This is a genomic window from Epibacterium sp. MM17-32, assembly GCF_022348205.1.
In the GTDB taxonomy this organism is placed as follows: domain Bacteria; phylum Pseudomonadota; class Alphaproteobacteria; order Rhodobacterales; family Rhodobacteraceae; genus Epibacterium.
Genome location: NZ_JAKRFC010000023.1, coordinates 1 through 18,030, shown reverse-complemented (window position 1 = coordinate 18,030; position 18,030 = coordinate 1). Strand labels below are relative to the sequence as shown.

Annotated in this window: 14 protein-coding genes; 2 read left to right on the top strand and 12 right to left on the bottom strand. The window is 65.8% G+C overall.

All coding sequences use genetic code 11. From position 1 onward, the window contains the following. Nucleotides 1-3 precede the first annotated feature (3 nt). From MHM88_RS21965 to MHM88_RS21910, 12 genes are all read right to left on the bottom strand, one after another. Nucleotides 4-390: a hypothetical protein gene (locus tag MHM88_RS21965; protein WP_239369018.1), complete on the bottom strand. Its 387-nt coding sequence runs from the start codon at nucleotides 388-390 to the stop codon at nucleotides 4-6. After that, nucleotides 390-1,148, bottom strand: a complete 759-nt coding sequence (locus MHM88_RS21960) for a hypothetical protein (protein WP_239369016.1) — start codon at nucleotides 1,146-1,148, stop codon at nucleotides 390-392. The genes MHM88_RS21965 and MHM88_RS21960 overlap by 1 nt, the downstream gene beginning before the upstream one ends. Nucleotides 1,149-1,210: 62 nt before the next feature. Beyond that, nucleotides 1,211-3,949: a type VI secretion system ATPase TssH gene (gene tssH / locus MHM88_RS21955; protein ID WP_239369014.1), complete on the bottom strand. Its 2,739-nt coding sequence runs from the start codon at nucleotides 3,947-3,949 to the stop codon at nucleotides 1,211-1,213. Nucleotides 3,950-3,981: 32 nt separating this feature from the next. Next, nucleotides 3,982-5,091, bottom strand: coding sequence for a type VI secretion system baseplate subunit TssG (gene tssG / locus MHM88_RS21950; protein ID WP_239369012.1), 1,110 nt, complete (start codon nucleotides 5,089-5,091; stop codon nucleotides 3,982-3,984). Then, complete coding sequence (tssF, locus tag MHM88_RS21945; protein WP_239369010.1) at nucleotides 5,088-7,016, bottom strand: type VI secretion system baseplate subunit TssF; 1,929 nt, start codon at nucleotides 7,014-7,016, stop codon at nucleotides 5,088-5,090. Before tssF ends, tssG begins: the two co-directional genes overlap by 4 nt. After that, nucleotides 7,013-7,606 carry a type VI secretion system baseplate subunit TssE gene (gene tssE / locus MHM88_RS21940; RefSeq protein WP_239323491.1) on the bottom strand — a complete coding sequence of 198 codons (594 nt, stop codon included), beginning with the start codon at nucleotides 7,604-7,606 and terminating at the stop codon, nucleotides 7,013-7,015. Before tssE ends, tssF begins: the two co-directional genes overlap by 4 nt. A gap of 134 nt (nucleotides 7,607-7,740) precedes the next feature. Beyond that, on the bottom strand, nucleotides 7,741-8,238 hold the full coding sequence (locus MHM88_RS21935; RefSeq protein WP_009178194.1) for a type VI secretion system tube protein Hcp: 498 nt from the start codon (nucleotides 8,236-8,238) through the stop codon (nucleotides 7,741-7,743). 48 nt (nucleotides 8,239-8,286) lie between these two features. Beyond that, nucleotides 8,287-9,780, bottom strand: coding sequence for a type VI secretion system contractile sheath large subunit (gene tssC / locus MHM88_RS21930; protein ID WP_239369008.1), 1,494 nt, complete (start codon nucleotides 9,778-9,780; stop codon nucleotides 8,287-8,289). 37 nt (nucleotides 9,781-9,817) lie between these two features. Continuing rightward, nucleotides 9,818-10,345, bottom strand: a complete 528-nt coding sequence (gene tssB / locus MHM88_RS21925; protein WP_239323501.1) for a type VI secretion system contractile sheath small subunit — start codon at nucleotides 10,343-10,345, stop codon at nucleotides 9,818-9,820. A 105-nt stretch (nucleotides 10,346-10,450) separates the two neighbouring features. Continuing rightward, nucleotides 10,451-11,824 carry an ImpA family type VI secretion system protein gene (locus tag MHM88_RS21920; RefSeq protein ID WP_239369006.1) on the bottom strand — a complete coding sequence of 458 codons (1,374 nt, stop codon included), beginning with the start codon at nucleotides 11,822-11,824 and terminating at the stop codon, nucleotides 10,451-10,453. A gap of 94 nt (nucleotides 11,825-11,918) precedes the next feature. After that, nucleotides 11,919-13,298, bottom strand: a complete 1,380-nt coding sequence (gene tagH, locus MHM88_RS21915; protein WP_239369004.1) for a type VI secretion system-associated FHA domain protein TagH — start codon at nucleotides 13,296-13,298, stop codon at nucleotides 11,919-11,921. 65 nt (nucleotides 13,299-13,363) lie between these two features. Next, complete coding sequence (locus MHM88_RS21910) at nucleotides 13,364-13,990, bottom strand: hypothetical protein (protein WP_239369002.1); 627 nt, start codon at nucleotides 13,988-13,990, stop codon at nucleotides 13,364-13,366. A 634-nt stretch (nucleotides 13,991-14,624) separates the two neighbouring features. Between MHM88_RS21910 and MHM88_RS21905 the strand changes: the two genes are divergently transcribed. Together MHM88_RS21905 and MHM88_RS21900 are read left to right on the top strand one after the other, a co-directional pair. Continuing rightward, entirely contained in the window at nucleotides 14,625-15,584 is a 960-nt protein-coding gene (locus MHM88_RS21905; RefSeq protein WP_239369000.1) for an autotransporter-associated beta strand repeat-containing protein, read from the top strand. Further along, a partial coding sequence (locus MHM88_RS21900) for a beta strand repeat-containing protein (protein ID WP_370687529.1) occupies nucleotides 15,563-18,030 on the top strand: 2,468 nt, incomplete at its 3' end. The genes MHM88_RS21905 and MHM88_RS21900, both read left to right, overlap by 22 nt.

The following is an 18,030-nucleotide window of genomic DNA, read 5'->3' as shown; positions in this document are numbered from 1 at the left end:
GCCTTAGCCCTGATCGGTGCAACCGGCCACAGGCGGGGCGGTGAGTTCCTGCAACGAAAACAGGCGCAGGGGCGGGGTGAAGTCGCGGCCCGTGGTCGTCGCCTGTTGCGACAGCACCAGATAGCCCGCAGCAGGCAGCAACAGCGCCAGCGCGACAATGCCAGCCAGAAGGGCGCTGTGGTGACGCTCCGGCAGCCGGGCCAGGGCCGGGAATAGCGGCAGCACTGCCAGAGCGAGAAACCACAGGGCGCTGGTGTCAAAGATCACCACCGCCGCGCAGTCGCGCAGGGCGGAGCGGGCGCTGGCAATGTCCCAGACGCCCCAACCTGCCATCGCCAGGCCAAAGAGGGCAAAGCCCGCGAGCACCGCCAGCGCCAGCCCCCGTGGCATCAGCGCGGCCCGATGTGGCCGAGGGCCTGATTGACCAGATGCTCCTCCCAGGCGCGGATCTGCCGCGCCAGCACCCGCAGCGGGTTTTCAAATGAATCGACCGTGTCCTCGATCGCCCGGACCAGGGTTTCGGTGAGGCCGAATTTGCGATCCACCCGATCCAGGAGGATCGACACGCCGATGCCGACGATGATCGCGGCCACCACCGGCCCGGCGGCGATGGTGGTGAGCGCCCCGACCGCAGCCCCGGCGAGGAAGCCCGCACCGGCGGCCACGGCGAATTTGCCCACATCGGCGGCGATGGTGCCCAGAAGCTGCGTCAGGCGCGGATCATTGTCCGACAGCACATGTTCGACCACGCGCAGCGCCGCAAAGGCCACCACCGCGATGCCGGTCATTCGCGCCGCGCCCTGGCCCAGGCTCTTGGCGCCGAGGACCAGCTTTGCCACCTTGGGGTTGCTGGCCAGATAGCGGGTGCCGCGCAGCACCGCGCGCTGGCCGGGATAGCCCTTGATGATGACGTAATCCTTGCCGTTGACGTGTTTGATATAGGCCCGCCCGCTGAGCCCGAGGGTGCGCACCAGCTTGGCCGCGCCCGCCGCATCGATCCCAGCGGTGGCGGCGGTCACCAGGTCGATGCCGCTGGCCTCGGCCATCTCGTTGTTGATCTCGACCACATAGAGCAGCGTTTCATCGAGGGTGATGTTGCGGCGGTCGGTGCGGATGGTGCAGCTGCCGGTTTCAAGTGTTTCGGGCATGGGAACTCTCGCAAATCTGAAAAAGGGTGAAGGTACAGGTGAAGGTATAAAGGGGTGAAAAATCAGCTCAGGGCATAGTGGAAGCCATCCGCATCGGCCGTCACCGTGACGCGGTGGATCTCGCCTCCGGTGCTGAGGGTCTTCAGCAGCTTGCGGCTCAGCTCCGGCAGGATGGAATTGGAGATGATATTGTCGATCATCCGCCCGCCGCTGTCGGGGTCGCGGCAGAGGCTGGTGATATGCTCGATCACATCGTCGCCATAGACCAGTTCGGTGCCATGCGCGCCCCTGAGGCGTTTTTCCACTGCCGAGAGTTTCAGACGGGCAATCCCGCCGAGGACGTCCGGGCTGAGCGGCAGGTAGGGAATGGTGACGATGCGGCCCAGCAAGGCGGGGGGGAAGACCTCCAGCAGGCTGGGTTTCAGCGCCACGTCGAGGTCCTCCAGATCAAGCTCTGCGGCGCTGCCGTCGGGGCCGACACGGTCCATGATGACCTCGGTGCCCACATTCGAGGTAAGCAGGATCAACGTGTTCTTGAAGTCGATCATGCGGCCATTGCCGTCTTCCATGACGCCTTTGTCAAAGACCTGGAAGAAGATCTCATGCACATCCGGGTGCGCTTTTTCGATCTCGTCGAGCAGGACCACGGAGTAGGGTTTGCGGCGCACGGCCTCGGTCAGGCGTCCGCCTTCGCCATAGCCGACATAGCCCGGAGGCGCGCCTTTCAGGAGCGAGACGGTATGGGCCTCCTGGAATTCGCTCATATTGATGGTGATGACGTTCTGCTCGCCCCCATAAAGTGCCTCTGCCAGCGCCAGCGCGGTTTCGGTCTTACCGACACCGGAGGGGCCGCAGAGCATGAAGACGCCGATGGGCTTGTTGGGGTTGCCAAGGCCCGCGCGGCTGATCTCGATGCGTTTGGCGATGGATTTGAGGCCGTGATCCTGACCGATGACGCGGGCGCGCAGATCGTCGGAGAGGTTCAGCACCGCGTCGAGTTCATCCTGCATCATCCGACCCGCAGGGATGCCGGTCCAGTCCGAGATCACGGCGGCGACGGCCTGTTCGTCCACATGGGCAAAGACCATGCGGTCGTCCGGGTTGGTCTCCTCTAGCGCGGTCATTTGCGCCTGCATCTCGCGGCGCAAGGCATCCGGGTCGATGTCGGGCGTCGCGTCAGAGGCTGTTGCGTCCGGGGCGTCCACCTCCGGTGGCCCGGCGTCTTCGGTCTCGCTGCGGGCCGCGTCCTGTGCGCCGGGCGTTTCAGAGGTCTGTGCTTTGAGGCGCTGGCGCAGGTCGAGCACCTGATCGACGATCTCCTTTTCGCGGGCGTAGCCGGTATCAAGCGCGGCCAGCCGGTCCGTCAGTTCAGTGATCTCGGTCTTGATCTCGGCGATGCGGTCGTCGTGGCTCTCGCCCAGATCGCGGGCCTCTGTCTTGCCGGCAAGCTCGGCCTCCAGCGCGTCGATCCGGGCGCGGGTGGCGGTGATGCGGGCGGGCAGGGCGGACTGGCTGAGCGCCACCCGGGCGCAGGCGGTATCCAGAAGCGAGACCGCCTTGTCCGGCAGTTGCCGGGCCGGGATGTAGCGGTGCGAGAGCGTGACCGCACTGACGATGGCGGCGTCCGAAATCCGCACCTTGTGGTGGTCCTGCATCGGGCCAAGGATACCGCGCAGCATGTCACAGCAGACTTCGATTGAGGGTTCATCCACATTCACCGGCTGGAACCGCCGGGTCAGGGCCGGGTCTTTCTCGATGTGCTGGCGATACTCGCTCCAGGTGGTCGCGGCGATGGTGCGCAGGGTGCCGCGGGCCAGCGCCGGTTTCAACAGGTTGGCGGCGTCCCCGGTGCCGGCCTGACCACCCGCACCGATCAGCGTATGGGCCTCGTCGATAAAGAGGATGATCGGTTCGGGTGAGGATTGGACCTCGTCGATGACCGATTTCAGGCGCTGTTCGAACTCACCCTTGATCGAGGCACCAGCCTGCATTGACTGGATGTCCAGCTCAAACAGGCGCGTGCCCTTGAGTTTGGGCGGCACATCCCCGGCGGCGAGCAACTGGGCAAAGCCCTCGACCACGGCGGTTTTGCCGACACCGGCCTCACCCGTCAGGATCGGGTTGTTCTGGCGTCGGCGCAGCAGCACGTCGATGAGCTGGCGGATCTCGTCGTTGCGGCCCTTGATCGGGTCCATCTCGCCCGCTGCGGCGGTCATGTCCTTGGCAAAGCGGCCAAGCGCGGTGGCGCCGCCCTTGCCCTCGGCGGTTGCGCCGCTGCCCTCGGCTGTCGAGAGGTTGGCGCCATCCATCGGGCGCATCGTGTCCTCTTCGCTGCCCGCCCAGAGGCTGCGGCTGTCCTGACCCAGTTGTTCGGCGGAAATCTGTTCAAACACAGCGGAGTAGCGCAGCAATTGCCGACGCAGGGAGGGGTCGTTGAGCAGCGCGGTCAGAACGTGGCCGGTGCGGATCTGCGCCTCGCCAAAAAACAGCGTCGCATAGGTCCAGGCGTGGTTCAGCGCATCGGCCAGATGATCGCTGATGCCCGGTGTTTCCGTCACATTTTTGTCGAGACGGTCCATCGCGCCCGACAGGTCCTTGAGCACCCGACCGCGATCGAGGTTCAGCTGGCGCAAAGTGACGGAGATGTCGGCATTCTGGTTGGAGACCGAATGAAACAGCCAGTGGCAGAGATCGACGTAGCGGTTGCGGGCGCCGCGGGCCTCGCGCATGCCGTGGAGGAAGGCGTCATAGCCCGCGCGGTTCATCTTGCCGGCGTATTTTTCAATGCTGATTTCGGTCATAAAGTCAGGGCCTCAATAGGTCCGCAGGGCCGTCAGGCCGCGGTGGTCTTCAATTCGGGGGTGTCAAACGGGTCCGGCAGCAGCGGGTAGCGGCTGACTTGCAGGTGATCGCCGTGGGTCGGCAGGGCGCTGGCCCCGGCGGGGGCGTCGGTCGCGGCAACGGGGCCGATACAGGCGAGCCAGCCGACCTGCGTGCTCTCGCCCAGCACGGCGGTGGAGATCTGCGGGCGCGGCAGCCAGAGGGCGGTTTCGATGTCGAAGGTCTGGCCCAGATACCAGAACACGATGTCCTGCAGGGCCGCATGATCGGCGCCACCGGGCAGGAAGCGCTGGTACTGGGACAGTTCCCGCAGCATCACATGAATGCGGATCTTGGCGCTGAGCGATTGCACATGGCCGCCAAGCACGGCGTTTTCGCCCAGGGTGCAGCCCTGCGCACCAAGCAGGCAGAGGGCGTCGGGCTCCAGCGCCAGCCAGCTGGGCACATGTTCCTCGATCGAGAACCGGGCGCGGCCCTGGAAATGCAACTCCAGCATCTGGCGCAGACGCACCGGGCTCTTGACCCGGCCGGCGGCCAGCGGGGCCAGGTGCAGGCGGGTCATGTCGGCGGGGCGGGACCCGGCGCGGGCGGCAGGCGTGCCGCAGCCAAGGAGGGACAGGATATAGGCCTGAAAGCGATCGCTGTCGGCGTGGTCGAACTGGCTGATGGCGCGGGCGTCGGACCAAGCGCGAAAGAACAGTTCCTGAAACCGCGCGGTGAAGATGTCGCAGAAGGCGACAAAGCTCTCGTCCCCGGCGGCAAACCACGACTCGACCTCTTCGGTCCAGTTCAGCGGCAGCGCGCCAAAGGCGCCAAACAGCCCCATGAACTGCGCCCGCAGCCGGGCCGTGCTCTGGCTGAGGTCAACGCGGGCCACGTCACGGGTGGGAAAAGCCAGCGCCGGATCCTGGCCCAGATGCACGATCGCATCGCGCAGCCGCTTGTTCTGGCCGATCGCGGGCTTGTGCCCGGCGCGGCGTTCCAGCTCACGCAGGAGCGTGAACAGGCCGACGCCGCTGGCCGCCTGTTCCTCTTGCGCGCGGCGGTCCAGCGTGTCGCTGGCGCGCGGCGCGGCGGGCAGGGGGAGGGCATCACCGGTCATAGCAGCGGTCCCGAACCTGACCGCGGCGCAAAGCGGGTGATCTCGCCCCGTTGCAGGCTGTGGATCACCGTCTGGGTGAAGCTGTTGACCGCCGCATATTCGGCAAAGAAATGATCCAGCACCGCCCCCAGCGGCAGGATGCCGGTGCTTTCGAATTCGGTTTCGTCAAACGTCACCCGCACCAGCAGCCCGCGTGCGGTGTGATAGCCGTCGGGGGCGGCGATGGTGCGGGTCACCGGGGTGCAGTCGAGCCCGCGCACGCCGCTGATCTGCGCCTCGCTGACACTGTCGGAAAGATCGGCAAACAGCGACAGCATCTCCCGCAGGGAGGCGGCGGACATGCCGCCGTCGGCGCTTTGCAGGCCGGTGGTGCCGAGCGACAGATAGGACAGCAGCCGCCAATAGGTGTCCCCCGCCGTGGTGCGGTGATTGGCGGTGGTCTCGCGATCCGCGAGGCTGTCGCGCGGTGGCGTCGGCCCGGCGAGGCACTTCAGCGCCACGGTCTGATCCTCGCAGAGATGAAAGCTCTCGGCGCTGTCGGCGATCGGCAGGTATTCCGGCAGATGGCGGTTGGAGCACAAGAGCTTGACCTGCAACCGGTTGGCGGTCTCCTGGCCGGGGGGCTCGTAGAGGCTGATGAGGGTCTCGGTGCCGCGGTAGAGGTTGCGGGGAATGCCGTTGCGCTGTTCGGCCAGCGTCCGGCGGCGCGGTTTGCGCCGGGTGGTGTAATAGAGCGTCTGGCGCGGGCTGCGGCCCTCGGGGGGCAGCGCATAGAGCGGGTGCACCTCGGATTTGCTCTGCCGTTCGGTGTAATGGGCCCAGACCTCGGTCACGTGGTGCACCTCGTAATGGGTGATCGGCGAGGAATTGGGCGTGATGGTGTATTCGTGGCGCTTGCGGTCCAGATGCAGATGGCTGGACATTTCCTCGAACAGGTTGACGGCGGGGGCGGCGTTCAGGGCCAGGTCCTGCGGGTCGAGGCTGGTGGCCAGGCGCTGGCGGGCGCTGGAGAATTCGAACACCAGCTGCACGGTGTTGCTGCGCACATGTGGCAGGATGTCCCCAAGGCCGGTCAGCCGCATCCCGAGGAACTTGCGCGGGAACACGAAGAATTCGCGCAGCCGGGCAAAGCCGTCGAAGAGCCGGGTCTGATGCGGGAACAGCTGTTCCTCGGCGTCGAACCCGATGCGGTGCAGCTGGTGGGGCGCAAGGCGGGCAAAGACCGGATCGCCCTGCGCATTGAGCCAGCGCAGCGACACCCGGGTGCAGTCGCAGAACACCTGTTCATAGAGCGCGGCAGCCTCGTCCATCGGGGCGGTGAAATGCAGGGTCAGCGCATCCATCGCCAGGCTGTTCAGCCCGGCGGTGGTGCTGGGTTTGTCGTCGGCGTCCATCAGGGTGATTTCGGTCACCAGACCGGCCTTGGTGCCGGTGGCGATTTCCTGCCCCAGCGCGCCGATCGGGCCGGCGCTGGCATGGTAGGCCGCACGGGTGACTGCGAGCGGCCAGACCGTCAGCGGCGCGGCCAGGGCAAAGCGGCAGGAGACCCTTTGCTGGGCGTCGAGGAAACGCGCATCCATGTATTCCCCGGCGCCGAAGGACAGGCCGTTTTCGATCTCGGGGCTGTCGGCGGGGGCATGGGCGCGCACCAGCATGACACTGGGCGTCGGGGCCAGCGCGTCGGGAAAGACCTGCTCCAGCAATTCGCGGGTAAAGGTCTGGTATTCCTCCGACATCTTGACCTTGACCTGGGCGGAGAGGAAGGCGGAGCCTTCGAGGAGACCGGCAACAGCCGGGTCCATGTTCTCCTCCAGCAGCCCGCCCAGCCGATCGGCAAGGCCCGGGTATTCGCCGGCAAACTCTGCCGCGCGTTCCTTCAGCAGGCCCAGCTCCTGGTTATACGCCTCGCGAAGAGCCCGCCTCATGCGTTCACCCGCAGGTTCGACAGCGACATCTTGCCCGCGCCGAGGTCGATCTCGGCATCGAAATCAAGCGGCACATCCACCGGATCGCCCAGCAGCTCGGCGGTGACAAAAATCGCGAGGTGGTGGGTCTTGCCGCTGCCGGTGTCGCGGATCTGCACATCGAGGGTTTCGGCAATCAGCCGGGGCTCGAAGCGGATCAGCGACTGGCGCAGGGTGTCGACCACGGCGGGGGTGTTCAGCGCCACCTTGCCCAGCCCGCTGAGGTCGCGGAACCCGTAGTTCAGGATCGACCCGGCCACATGCGGGGTCTCGTCCAGCGCGCAGGCGGCTTCGAGGTGGATGGTATTCAGCAGGGCGGCCAGGTCCGCTTCGAGGTGCTGGCGCAGCTGGTGCTCGGACACTCCGAACCGACGCTGTTTGCGCGCCGAGGTCAGCCGGGTGGTGCCGTCATCGGACATTTCGCGGCGGTGGTGGGAATCGCGGTCATGATGAGAGGCCCGGAACACCTGTAGGATGGAGGTCTTGGCCTTGCGACCGGTCTGCCAGGGCTGATCGCCGGCATCAGAGTTCTCCGCTTCGCCGCGCCGCATGTCTGCACCTTCTGCACCGGAACTGGAAAGTCATGTGAAATCACGGCCGTTTCGACAGGGGCGGGCCGTGGCGCCGGGGAGGGAGGGCCATAATGTGGCCCTCCCGGAGATGTGTAGACCGGAACCCGGTGGGCTTACTTGCCCCATTCCTTGTTCTCGGCGATTTCCCAGCCCGCCAGGCTCTCGGGGCCAGCGGCACCGGACTGCTCCTGGAAGGTGTAGGTCACCTGGAAGCGGCGGAAGTTCAGGGTCAGGGTTTCCTGGACGCGGTCCAGGCCATCCTTGCTGCCACCGGTCTGGTAGTTGGTGATCATCACGTCTTCGAAGTCGATTTTCAGGTAATCGACCGGGGCGGTGCCGCCGGATTTGCGCACCACCAGCTGACCGGACTTGATGTGCTCGCCCGAGCAGCAGCGCTTGATCAGGTCATGCGTCGCTTTGTCGACGTATTTGGTGACCTGGATGTCCTGGACGTCGACCTTGCCGCCGCCGCCGCCGCCGCCCATGTGGGTGGTGCCGGATTGGGACATCGACCAGCCCCAGGACAGGATGTCGATCCAGTCTTTGTGTTTGTCATCCTGGCATTCGCCAACGATGCCGTTGTCAAGTTTCAAAAAACAATCAATCGCCATGAAATAACTCCTTAAGGCGTTACACTCCGCTTCCCGTGAGGAAACGAATTACTTTCCAGCGGGAAGTTTCGACACGAGGCTCATGCCGATATCCATGCCTTCCATCTGGAAATGCGGTTTGAGGAAGAACTTGCCCTGGTAGTAGCCGGGGTTCAGTTCGTCCTCGACAACTTCGACCCTGGCGCCGGCCAGGGGCTTCTTGGCCTTCTCGATCTCGCTGGCGCTTTCGGGGTTGCCAGCGACGTATTTGTTGACCCAGGCCTGAAGGTCGCGCTGCAGCTGCGACACATCCGGGCTCTGGCCGATCTTGTCGCGCACCATGGCCTTCAGATAGTGGCTGAAGCGCGAGACCGCGAAGATATAGGGGATGCGCGAGGACATGTTGTCCGACGCGGTGGCCTGGTCATCGACGTAGGTCTTGGGCCGATAGAGGCTCTGGGCACCGATAAAGGCGGCCTTGTCGGTGTGCTGGCGGTGGATCAGACCGATCAGGCCCGCCTTGCTCAGCTCGCCTTCGCGACGGTCGGTGATCGACACTTCGGTCGGGCACTTCAGATCCTTGGCGCCATCGCCGGTGTCGAACACATGGGTCGGCAGGTTTGCCACCTCGCCACCGGAGGTGACGCCGCGGATGCGGACGGTCCAGCCGTGTTCCTTGAACGCGCGGTTGATGTTTGCCGCCATCGCATGGGCGGAGTTCATCCAGGCATATTGCTGGCCGGCGTGGCCGTCGGTTTCCTCTTCGAAGTTGAATTCCTCAACCACCGAATTGGAGTTCTGGCTGTAGGGCTCACGCGACAGCACGCGGGGCAGGGTCAGGGCGACAAAACGGGAATTCTCGCTGTCGCGCAGGCTGTTCCACTGCGCATATTCCGGCGTCTCAAAAATCTCCGACAGGTCCGGCGGGGTGGCGATCTCGTTCCAGTCGTCGAGCCCCAGCAGGTTGGGCGAGGCGCCGGAAATGAAGGGCGCCAGCGCCGCTTCGGAGATCTTGCCGATGGAATTCAGCAGGTTCACATCCGGCGAGGAGTGGTCGAAATGGTAATCCCCGACGAGGCAGCCGAAGGGCTTGCCGCCGAGCGTGCCGAGGTTCTGTTCGTAGACGATGTTGAACAGCGGCGACTTGTCCCATTTGGCCCCGGGGAACCGGCGCATCATGCCCTGAAGCTCCTGCTTGGAGACGTTCAGCACCTTGACCCGCAGCGTGGCGTCGGTTTCGGCGTTGTTGAGCGTATAGGCAAGGCCGCGCCAGCTGGCTTCGAAGCGCTGGAATTCCTCGTTGTGCAGGATGGCATTCATCTGGTCGGACAGTTTCTTGTCCAGCTTGGCCAGCATCGCATCCACGGTGTCGATCACGTCCTCGGAGACCACGGACTGATCGTCCAGCGCCTCGCGCACCAGTGCCACCACGGCATTGTCCACCTCTTGCGCGGCGATGTCGCTGCGCGGTTTGATGGTCTGTTTCAGGATGTCGGAGAATTCCGACAGTTCGTCCAGTTCTGCGGCGGCTTCGCCACCCTGTACCTGTGCTTCGTTGTCCATGTGTCTTCCCTGTCCCCGTCCAAGGTCAAAGTGGCGCTCAGGCGTCCTCGCCGTCGGTTTCGTCCTGCGCTGCACGTTCCGCCAGCGCTGCCATCAGCTCCGGGTCATCCAGCAGTTTTCTGAGGTGATCCTGCGCCTTGGGCTTTGACGCCATGTAGCGTTGCAGGTTGGCCAGCTGTTCGCGTGCCTCCAGCAGCTTTTTCAGCGCCGGAACCTGCCGGGCGATCGCCGCCGGTTCCAGGTCACCCATGCTTTCGAATTTCAGATCGACGCCGAGGCGCTCCTTGCCGTCGCCGCCGCCAAGCCGGTTTTCGGCCATGAACGTCATGCCCGGTTGGATCGCGGCCATGTAGTCATCCATCGTGTCCTTGGTGACATCGGCAAAGCTGCGCTCTTCGACCGGCTCCTTTTCAACGCCGGGATTGTTGCCGGACAGATCCGACATCACCCCCATGACAAAGGGGAGTTCGACCATCTGTTCGCTGTCGAAGGGATCCTCGTACTGGATCTGCACCCGCGGCGGGCGGTTGCGTTTGATGAAGCTGGAACCTGAATCTGAGGCCATGAATGCTACTCCGGTTGCGTGCGGCTCAAAATGGGCCTGTCGGTTGTTGATGCCCCGGGGGCGAAATCGGGTGCACCCCGAATGAACTGATGTGAAAGCTCTATCTTAAGCTGTATTCTGCTGAGGTATAAGTTCCTCAATCAGAGATTGAAAGTCCTTATCGAGGTAGCTTTGCGCGCGCTGCAACAGCACCGGCACCGGGCTGGAGCGTTCGGTCTGTCTGAAATAGGCTTCGACCGCCTGCAGCGCCTGCGCCGCCTGGGGGGCGGTGGTGATTTTCGGGTCGGGGCCGGGATCCTGCGGCAGCGCCGGCGGCGCGCCGCTATCCTCGGGCAGGGCATTGCTGAGTTCGGCAAGCCGTTCGGCGCCGAGCAGAAAGCCGGTGGGCGCGCCGAAATCCACCACGGCGCTCTCGGCCTGGCTGGGCAGCAGGGCGCGCAGCGCCTCGATCAGCGGTTTGCCGATCAGCAGGCGGGCCTGGGTGACCAGCAGCAGCGCCGCCGATGACGGCTCTTCCTTGCGGTAGTAGTGTTCGCAGGCTTCCAGCACGCGGCGGGCATGCAGCTGGCTGAGAATCGTGATCGCATGGGCCGCGCCGCGTGCCGTCGTGGCGGCGGCGGGCGCCTGTGGGGCGGCCAGCGAGGGCGGTGCCTGCAGGTCCGGTTTTGGTGCCGGGTCCTGGGGCTTTGGCGGCTCCGGGGCGACCTCTGCCGCCAGATCGGGCCGGGCGGTGGTCAGCGTGTCGACAATGTCGTCCAGCACGCTCTGCACCTGGTCGAGTGCTGGCTGAAAGGGCTTGTCTGGATGGCTGGAACAGGCGGTCTGGATGCGCTGGACCGCAGCGGACATGGCGGCGAAATCCGCCAGCGCCTCTTCGACCTTCTTGCCATTGGCCGGGGTGCTGAGCGCATCCAGCAGCGGTTTCAGTTCCAGCTCGGCCTCATGTTGCAGCGGCGCGCTGTCGCCCCGGGCCACGCGCAGCTTGCGCAGGGTGACCTCGGTGGTGCCCGACAGCCCCATGAACATCAGCGGCTGCACCATGGTGACGGTCTGGTTGAGGTCATTGATCGCCTCGCGCCGATCAGAGACCCCCTCGGCCAGCGTCGGATGCACCGCGTCGGGATGCTGTTCCAGCAGCTCTGCCATGTCGTCGATAGTGGCGCGCAGCGCCGCGCGCTGACCGGCCAGCGCATCCCATTGCGCCTGCAACACAAGCAGGCGCAGGTCGCGGCTGCGGGCGAGCAGGGCGTCGATCTCGCGGCGCTCGGCGCGGTGGTCCACGTCCTTGGGATCAAACAGCCGGTCCGGGGTGCGGCCCTTGTTGTCCGGACGTTCGATACCGGGTTGCATGTAGAACCCGGGCAAGCGGCCAAGCGCCCCGAAATAATACTCCTCATAGGCCGGATCGAAGCTGGCGTTCAGATCCGGGCCGCAGGGATGATCGTCAGACAGGGGGGCGGTGCGTGCGCTGGAGCGCATCAAACAATCCTATTTATTATTCAACTTAAGGGGTCGGCTCGCAAAAATCGTTTTTGAAAGTAATCAACTCTGAATTGTCGTCAAGGGTGAGGGTTCAGTCAAAATTCCCATATTGACCCGCAGCCTCGGAATAGGCCTGTGCAAAGGCCTTGAGAAACACATCGAGCATGCCGTGGTCGGCTTCGGCGGCCTTCTTGTCCCAGCGCGCGACATACTGATCCCAGAGCTTGCCCCGGCGCGCACCGCTCAGCAGGGCGCGGCCGTCTTCGGATGATTCGATCTCCTCGGGCGACAACCCGTCCAGAACCGCGGCGAGGGCCGGTTGCAGGGCGGCAAACACCGCCTGTTGGTGGCCACGCAGGTCGGCCAGCGCGGTGGCAAAGCTTTCGGGGCCTTCCATGAAGCCCTCGCGCGGGGTCAGGAACATTGCCTCCAGCGCCTGCGGCGTGTCGGGCAGGAATTTCATCGGGTTGTTGCCGTGGGCGTTGCGCATGGTGCGGGCACCGCCCTTGGTGAACTGTTTGACGCTGGCCCGGTCCTGCAACATCCGCATGATTTCCTGCGAGGCCGCCGCGACCGCCTGACCCAGCGCATGGGCCAGATGTTCGGGATCGGTGGAGTCGGCAAGGCTGGGATCCAGACCGGCCCCCTGGCAAAAGGCGCGCAACACATCCGACTGCGCCGCTGCGGGCGCTGCGGCCGGGGTCGCGGGGCGCGGCGGCGCGGGGGAGGCGGCAGGCGGGTCCAGCGGGGCCGCCTGCGGTGGCGGCGGCGACGCCGGCGAGGGCATCGGCACAGGTGCGATCGGCGGCTGTCCCGCCGGAGGCAGGTCGGTTGCCGGGGGCTGCGCCTGATACGCCGCCGGGGACGGCGGCTGCGCCACCGCCGGAGAGGCTGCTGGCGGCACCTGTGGCGGCGGGCTCTGCGGTGAGGGCGCAGCCTGCGGAGGGGCAGGCTGCTGCGGTGGGATCTGCGGTGTCAGTTGCAGGAACTCCTGCGCCACATCGTCAAAGGCCCGCGCATTGGCCGGGGGCTGCGGCAGCGGGTTCACCGGGTCCTGCGGGTGCAGGCCCAGATCCCAGGGGTCAGCCTCGTCATAGTTGGGTTGCGGCGTCTGCGGACCAGGCGCCATCGCAGCCTGCGGCGCGCCGGCTGCCGCGGTCTCGACAGAGATGATATAGTGCCCGACGATCAGCCGCTCGCCACCTTTCAATTGCAGCGGTCCCTGAATGCGGTGTTTCTGCCCCTGCAGGAAGGTTCCATTGGTGGAGGCATCGCTGAGCCAGTAGGCGCCATTGTGGTAGTTGATGTCGAAGTGGTGCCCCGACACATGCCGGGACGGATCCGGCAGCACCCAGTCCATCGCGCGATTGCGCCCGACGCTGGCGTTCTGCCCGTCCAGGGTCAGCCAGGCGGGGCTGCCATCTTGCAGCAGTTCCAGGTTTTCCAGTCTCAGGGTCAGGGTCAGGGTCATCTTCGGCGCAGTTCTTGATTCATGTGAAGGGGCGTACCCGGGGGTCCTGAACACAGTGTAGCAGTTTAAAAGGATCGAAATAGGGGGGCTGCAAGATCAATGAAACGCGCCAGATGGATGGGCCGCTCCATGAGCGGTGCACCGCTGAGGCAGGACAACACCGCCGAGTTGATCGCCCGTGGCGCGCGATGGTCGGGAACCTGGGCCGGGTCATTGGGCGCGATCGGCCCGCCCGACCAGGTCACCGCCAGCCCGAGGAACACGGCGGGGCTGCGCACCGGAGCAAACAACGCCGCCCGCGCGGCGCGAAAGCGGTTTTCGTTGTCGGGGTAGGTGGTCCAGGTCGCCACCAGTTCCATGATCCGGCGATCCTCCGCCCCCAGTTCCTGTGTCGCCATGCGCAGGCACTCATAGCCCCACCAGATCGCCATCTTGGGTTTGGCGGCAAAGGCGGAGAAGGTCACCGCATCCTCCGGGGTGGTGGAGGCCCGCAGGCGCATCAGGAACGCCAGACCGTCTTCCTCCGGGCGCGGACGATTCTGCGTCAGTTGCGCCAGTTGCGGCATGCCCTGGAACAGCTCTTGCGGCGTGTCAAAGCGCAGCGCCGACAGCGGCGGCTGGGTCTTGTCCGGGTCGTCTTCGGCAAGGCGCGTGTCGGCGGGCGGTGTTATGCTGTTGGGGTCGGGGATCACTTGGGGTGGTCATCCAGAACTGGGTGTCGTGACGACATGTTGAAATAGGGTGGGCAGTCGAAAAAACGGGTATACAAACGGAACGCAAATAGATCTCTCGCCCCGGTGTATAGTCATGTTCTGGTTGTGGCAAGACACGCAAGAGTTGGCGCGGGTGCCCCGGGGGCAGGGCCGGTGTGATTGAGCGCGCTTTCACGAGGCTGCGGCGATGTCGCAGGTGTTTCCGTGGCCTGGGCGTTCCGGTTGCCCTGCATCGCCAGTTTGCGCGCTGCCTTTCGAAAACCGAATTGGAATCATGCACGGCATGCGAGACGCGGTATGGGGCGCAGGGGCTGACCCCGGGGGCAATCAGCGGTTGCAGCGCGATACGGATGCGCCCTCGCTGCGCAGCGTGTTGGCTGCGGTGTGTTGGGCGCTGAGTGTTGGTCTTCGGGCGCGATCCACGTGGCGTGGCGGTGCATCGAACACGGCTCATTAAACTGGCGACGGCGCTGCGCAAGGGTAAAGAAACCATTAAGTTTCACCGCAACTTTGTTGACATTTGCCCTTAACTTGCTTTTTTGCTCGCCATTAGAGAGGCGATCCGTCGCCACTCATCTTTACGTAGCATTTGTAACATCTGGTATTTTCATTAATGCGCATCCTTCTGCTTGGAACCACTGCCATCTACGCCGGCCTGACTGCTGGTCCGTCCTTCTCTCAGGTCTGGACCAACGACAGCGGATCCTTCAACTGGGGTGAGGCCGGCAACTGGGACAGCGGCACGGTGCCCGACAGTGATGCGGCGGCGGTGGAATTCTCCGGTGCGGATGCAGATGCCACGGTGCAGCTGAGCGATGGCGTGGGCGGCACCACCTACACGGCCAACACCTTGGATATCCAGGCCGCGACGCAGCTGGCCGGTGGGACGTTGATCCTTGACGGCATCGGGGCGGCCCTGTCCTACAGTGGCGATCTGGTCGGAGACGTGCTGGCCGACAGCCTGTCCTTGCAGCTCAACGCCAGTGCGGCCTTTACGCTGCTGGCCAATTTCACCTCCGCCGCAGAGATTTCCGCCACCGACGACGTGACCCTGGACGTGTCCGCCGACACCGGCACCGATGCGACCTTCTCCGGCGTGTTGGAGGATGGCAGTGGCACCCTGTCGCTGGAGGTCTCCGGCCCGGGCACGGTGGCCCTGGAGGCGGACAATACCTACACCGGGTCGACATCGGTGACGGACGGGACGCTCGACGTCAGCGGCAGCCTGGCCTCCACGGAGGTCTCCGTCGGCGGCTCCGGCCGGTTGGAGACGGACGGCGGCGCCCTGGCCGCGGGGACGGATCTCGACAATGACGGCACCGTGGTGCTGGGGGGCAGCGAAACCATCCAGAGCCTCAACGGGACCGGTGACCTTGAGGTGACGACTGGAAGCCTGAGCCTGACCAGTGGCACCTCCGATGTCGACGGGGTCGTTTCCGGCAACGGTGGCCTGACGGTGGCGGGCGGTGATGTGACCCTGAGCGGTAACAATACCTACACCGGCGCCACCGATGTCACGTCGGGAACCCGACCAGCGGCGAGGCCGGGTCGGTGGACAACAGCGGCGATGTGACCGTCTCGGGCGGCACTGTTGCGGATCTGGACAACCTGTCGGGCGGTGAAGTGACGGTCTCTGGCGGTGATGTCACCGACCTGGACAACCTCTCGGGGGGCGCAGTCACGGTGTCGGGCGGCACGGTGGCGGATCTGGACAATGCTGCGGGCGGCGATGTGACGGTGCAGTCGGGCGGCGCGGTGACGGCGCTGTCGAATGCCGGCACGGGATCGAACGCCGGCACGGTGGGAACGCTGACGCAGACGGCGGGCAGCTTCACCAACAGCGGTGATGTGACCGGCGCCACCACGGTCACGGGCGGCACGCTGAGCAATGACGCCAGCGGCGACCTGCAGGGCGCGGTGAGCGTGACCGAGGACGGCAGTCTGAGCAACAGCGGCAGCATCAGCGGCAGCACCACGATCACCGGCGGCACCAATGGCGCCACGGTGGTCAACAGCGGCGGCAGCTTTGGCGATGATGTGATCCTGTCGGATGGCACCGCGCGGCTGGAGCTGGCATCGGACACCACGGTGGACGGCGATGTGCAGAACGCGGGCACCATCGTTGCCACCTCGGGCGGGGCGGTGGCGCTGGGGCTGACCGGCGGCCACGAACTGACCAACAGCGGCACGCTGGATGGCAGCAGCGGCGGTCTGACGGTGACGGCGGACGAGATCACGCTGACGGGCAGTTCCTCGGTGACGGCCGGGGTGACGCTGGTGGGCGATGTGACCAACGAGGGCGACCTGACGCTGGACACGGATCTGAGCGGCAGCCTGACGGCGGCGGCGGGCTCGGTGGCGACGATCAGCGGCAATGTGGTGGCGAATGGCAATGCGGTGACCGTGGACGACGGCGGCGCGGTGACGGTCTCTGCCGGGGTGAGCCTGACGGATGTGGGCACGCTGACCAATGCGGGCGAGGTGGAGATCGGCGCGGGCGGCACGCTGGCGGCCTCGGCGATCGACAACCAGGCGGATGGTGAGCTGACGTTGGGGGCCAACGCGACCCTGAGCGGCACCGGCAACACGCTGACCAACAGCGGGCTGATCACCGTGGGCGACGGCGGCGTGGTGCAGGACGCGGGCGATATCACCAATGCGGCGGGGGGCGAGATCAGCTTTACCGGCTCCGGGGTGCTGAATGCGGATACCAACGATGACGGCGACGGGCTGAGCAACGCCGGCACCATCTCGACGGCGGCGGGCGGCAGCGACACGCTGACCCTGGGCAATGGCAGCGGCGACAGTTTTGACAATGTGGCGGGCGGCCTGTTCGAGATCGGCGCCGATGACACGGTCTCGGGCAGCGGCACGGAGCTTGTGAACGCGGGCAGCCTGGGGTCTGCGGCGGAGATCACGCTGGGGGCGGGGTCGGTGCTGAACGTGGCGCGTCTGAGCAATGACGCCTATGGCGAGATCCGCAATGCGGGCACCATCGAGACCAGCCATGGCACGCTGAGCAATGCGGCAGATGCGGTGCTGGAGAACCTCTCGGGCGGGGTGATCGTGGATGACGTGGAAAGCTCTGGCAGCTTTACCAACGCGGGCACGGTCAGCGGCACGACGGCGGTGCAGGCGGGCACCACGACCAACACCGGCACGCTGACGGGTGATGTGACGGTGGCCTCGGGCGCCACGCTGACGACCAGCGGCACGGCGGGGGCGGTGGACAACAGCGGCGATGTGACCGTCTCGGGCGGCACTGTTGCGGATCTGGACAACCTGCCGGGTGGCGACGTCACGGTGTCCGGCGGCACGGTGGCCGATCTGGACAATGCTGCGGGCGGCACTGTGACGGTGCAGTCGGGCGGCGCGGTGACGGCGCTGTCGACGGCGGGCACGGGGTCGAACGCCGGTACGGTGGGGACGCTGACGCAGACGGCGGGCAGCTTCACCAACAGCGGCGATGTGACCGGCACCACCACGGTCTCGGGCGGCACGCTGACCAATGACGGCGACGGCGACTTGCAGGGCGACGTGACGGTGGCCTCGGGCGCGGCGCTTGCGACCAGCGGCGAGGCCGGCTCGGTGGACAACAGCGGCGATGTGACCGTCTCGGACGGCACCGTTGCGGATCTGGACAACCTGTCGGGCGGAGACGTCACGGTGTCCGGCGGCACGGTGGCCGATCTGGACAATGCTGCGGGCGGCACTGTGACGGTGCAGTCGGGCGGCGCGGTGACGGCGTTGTCGACGGCGGGCACGGGCTCGAACGCCGGCACGGTGGGGACGCTGACGCAGACGGCGGGCAGCTTCACCAACAGCGGTGATGTGACCGGCACCACCACGGTCTCCGGCGGCACGCTGACCAATGACGGCGACGGCGACTTGCAGGGCGACGTGACGGTGGCCTCCGGCGGCGCACTGGCGACCAGCGGCGAGGCCGGGTCGGTGGACAACAGCGGCGATGTGACCGTCTCGGGCGGCACTGTTGCGGATCTGGACAACCTGTCGGGCGG

Coding starts and splice junctions, on each gene's coding strand:
- MHM88_RS21965 (WP_239369018.1), bottom strand. CDS start 390: ATGCCACGGGGGCTGGCGCTGGCGGTGCTCGCGGGCTTTGCCCTCTTT.
- MHM88_RS21960 (WP_239369016.1), bottom strand. CDS start 1,148: ATGCCCGAAACACTTGAAACCGGCAGCTGCACCATCCGCACCGACCGC.
- tssH (WP_239369014.1), bottom strand. CDS start 3,949: ATGACCGAAATCAGCATTGAAAAATACGCCGGCAAGATGAACCGCGCG.
- tssG (WP_239369012.1), bottom strand. CDS start 5,091: ATGACCGGTGATGCCCTCCCCCTGCCCGCCGCGCCGCGCGCCAGCGAC.
- tssF (WP_239369010.1), bottom strand. CDS start 7,016: ATGAGGCGGGCTCTTCGCGAGGCGTATAACCAGGAGCTGGGCCTGCTG.
- tssE (WP_239323491.1), bottom strand. CDS start 7,606: ATGCGGCGCGGCGAAGCGGAGAACTCTGATGCCGGCGATCAGCCCTGG.
- MHM88_RS21935 (WP_009178194.1), bottom strand. CDS start 8,238: ATGGCGATTGATTGTTTTTTGAAACTTGACAACGGCATCGTTGGCGAA.
- tssC (WP_239369008.1), bottom strand. CDS start 9,780: ATGGACAACGAAGCACAGGTACAGGGTGGCGAAGCCGCCGCAGAACTG.
- tssB (WP_239323501.1), bottom strand. CDS start 10,345: ATGGCCTCAGATTCAGGTTCCAGCTTCATCAAACGCAACCGCCCGCCG.
- MHM88_RS21920 (WP_239369006.1), bottom strand. CDS start 11,824: ATGCGCTCCAGCGCACGCACCGCCCCCCTGTCTGACGATCATCCCTGC.
- tagH (WP_239369004.1), bottom strand. CDS start 13,298: ATGACCCTGACCCTGACCCTGAGACTGGAAAACCTGGAACTGCTGCAA.
- MHM88_RS21905 (WP_239369000.1), top strand. CDS start 14,625: ATGCGCATCCTTCTGCTTGGAACCACTGCCATCTACGCCGGCCTGACT.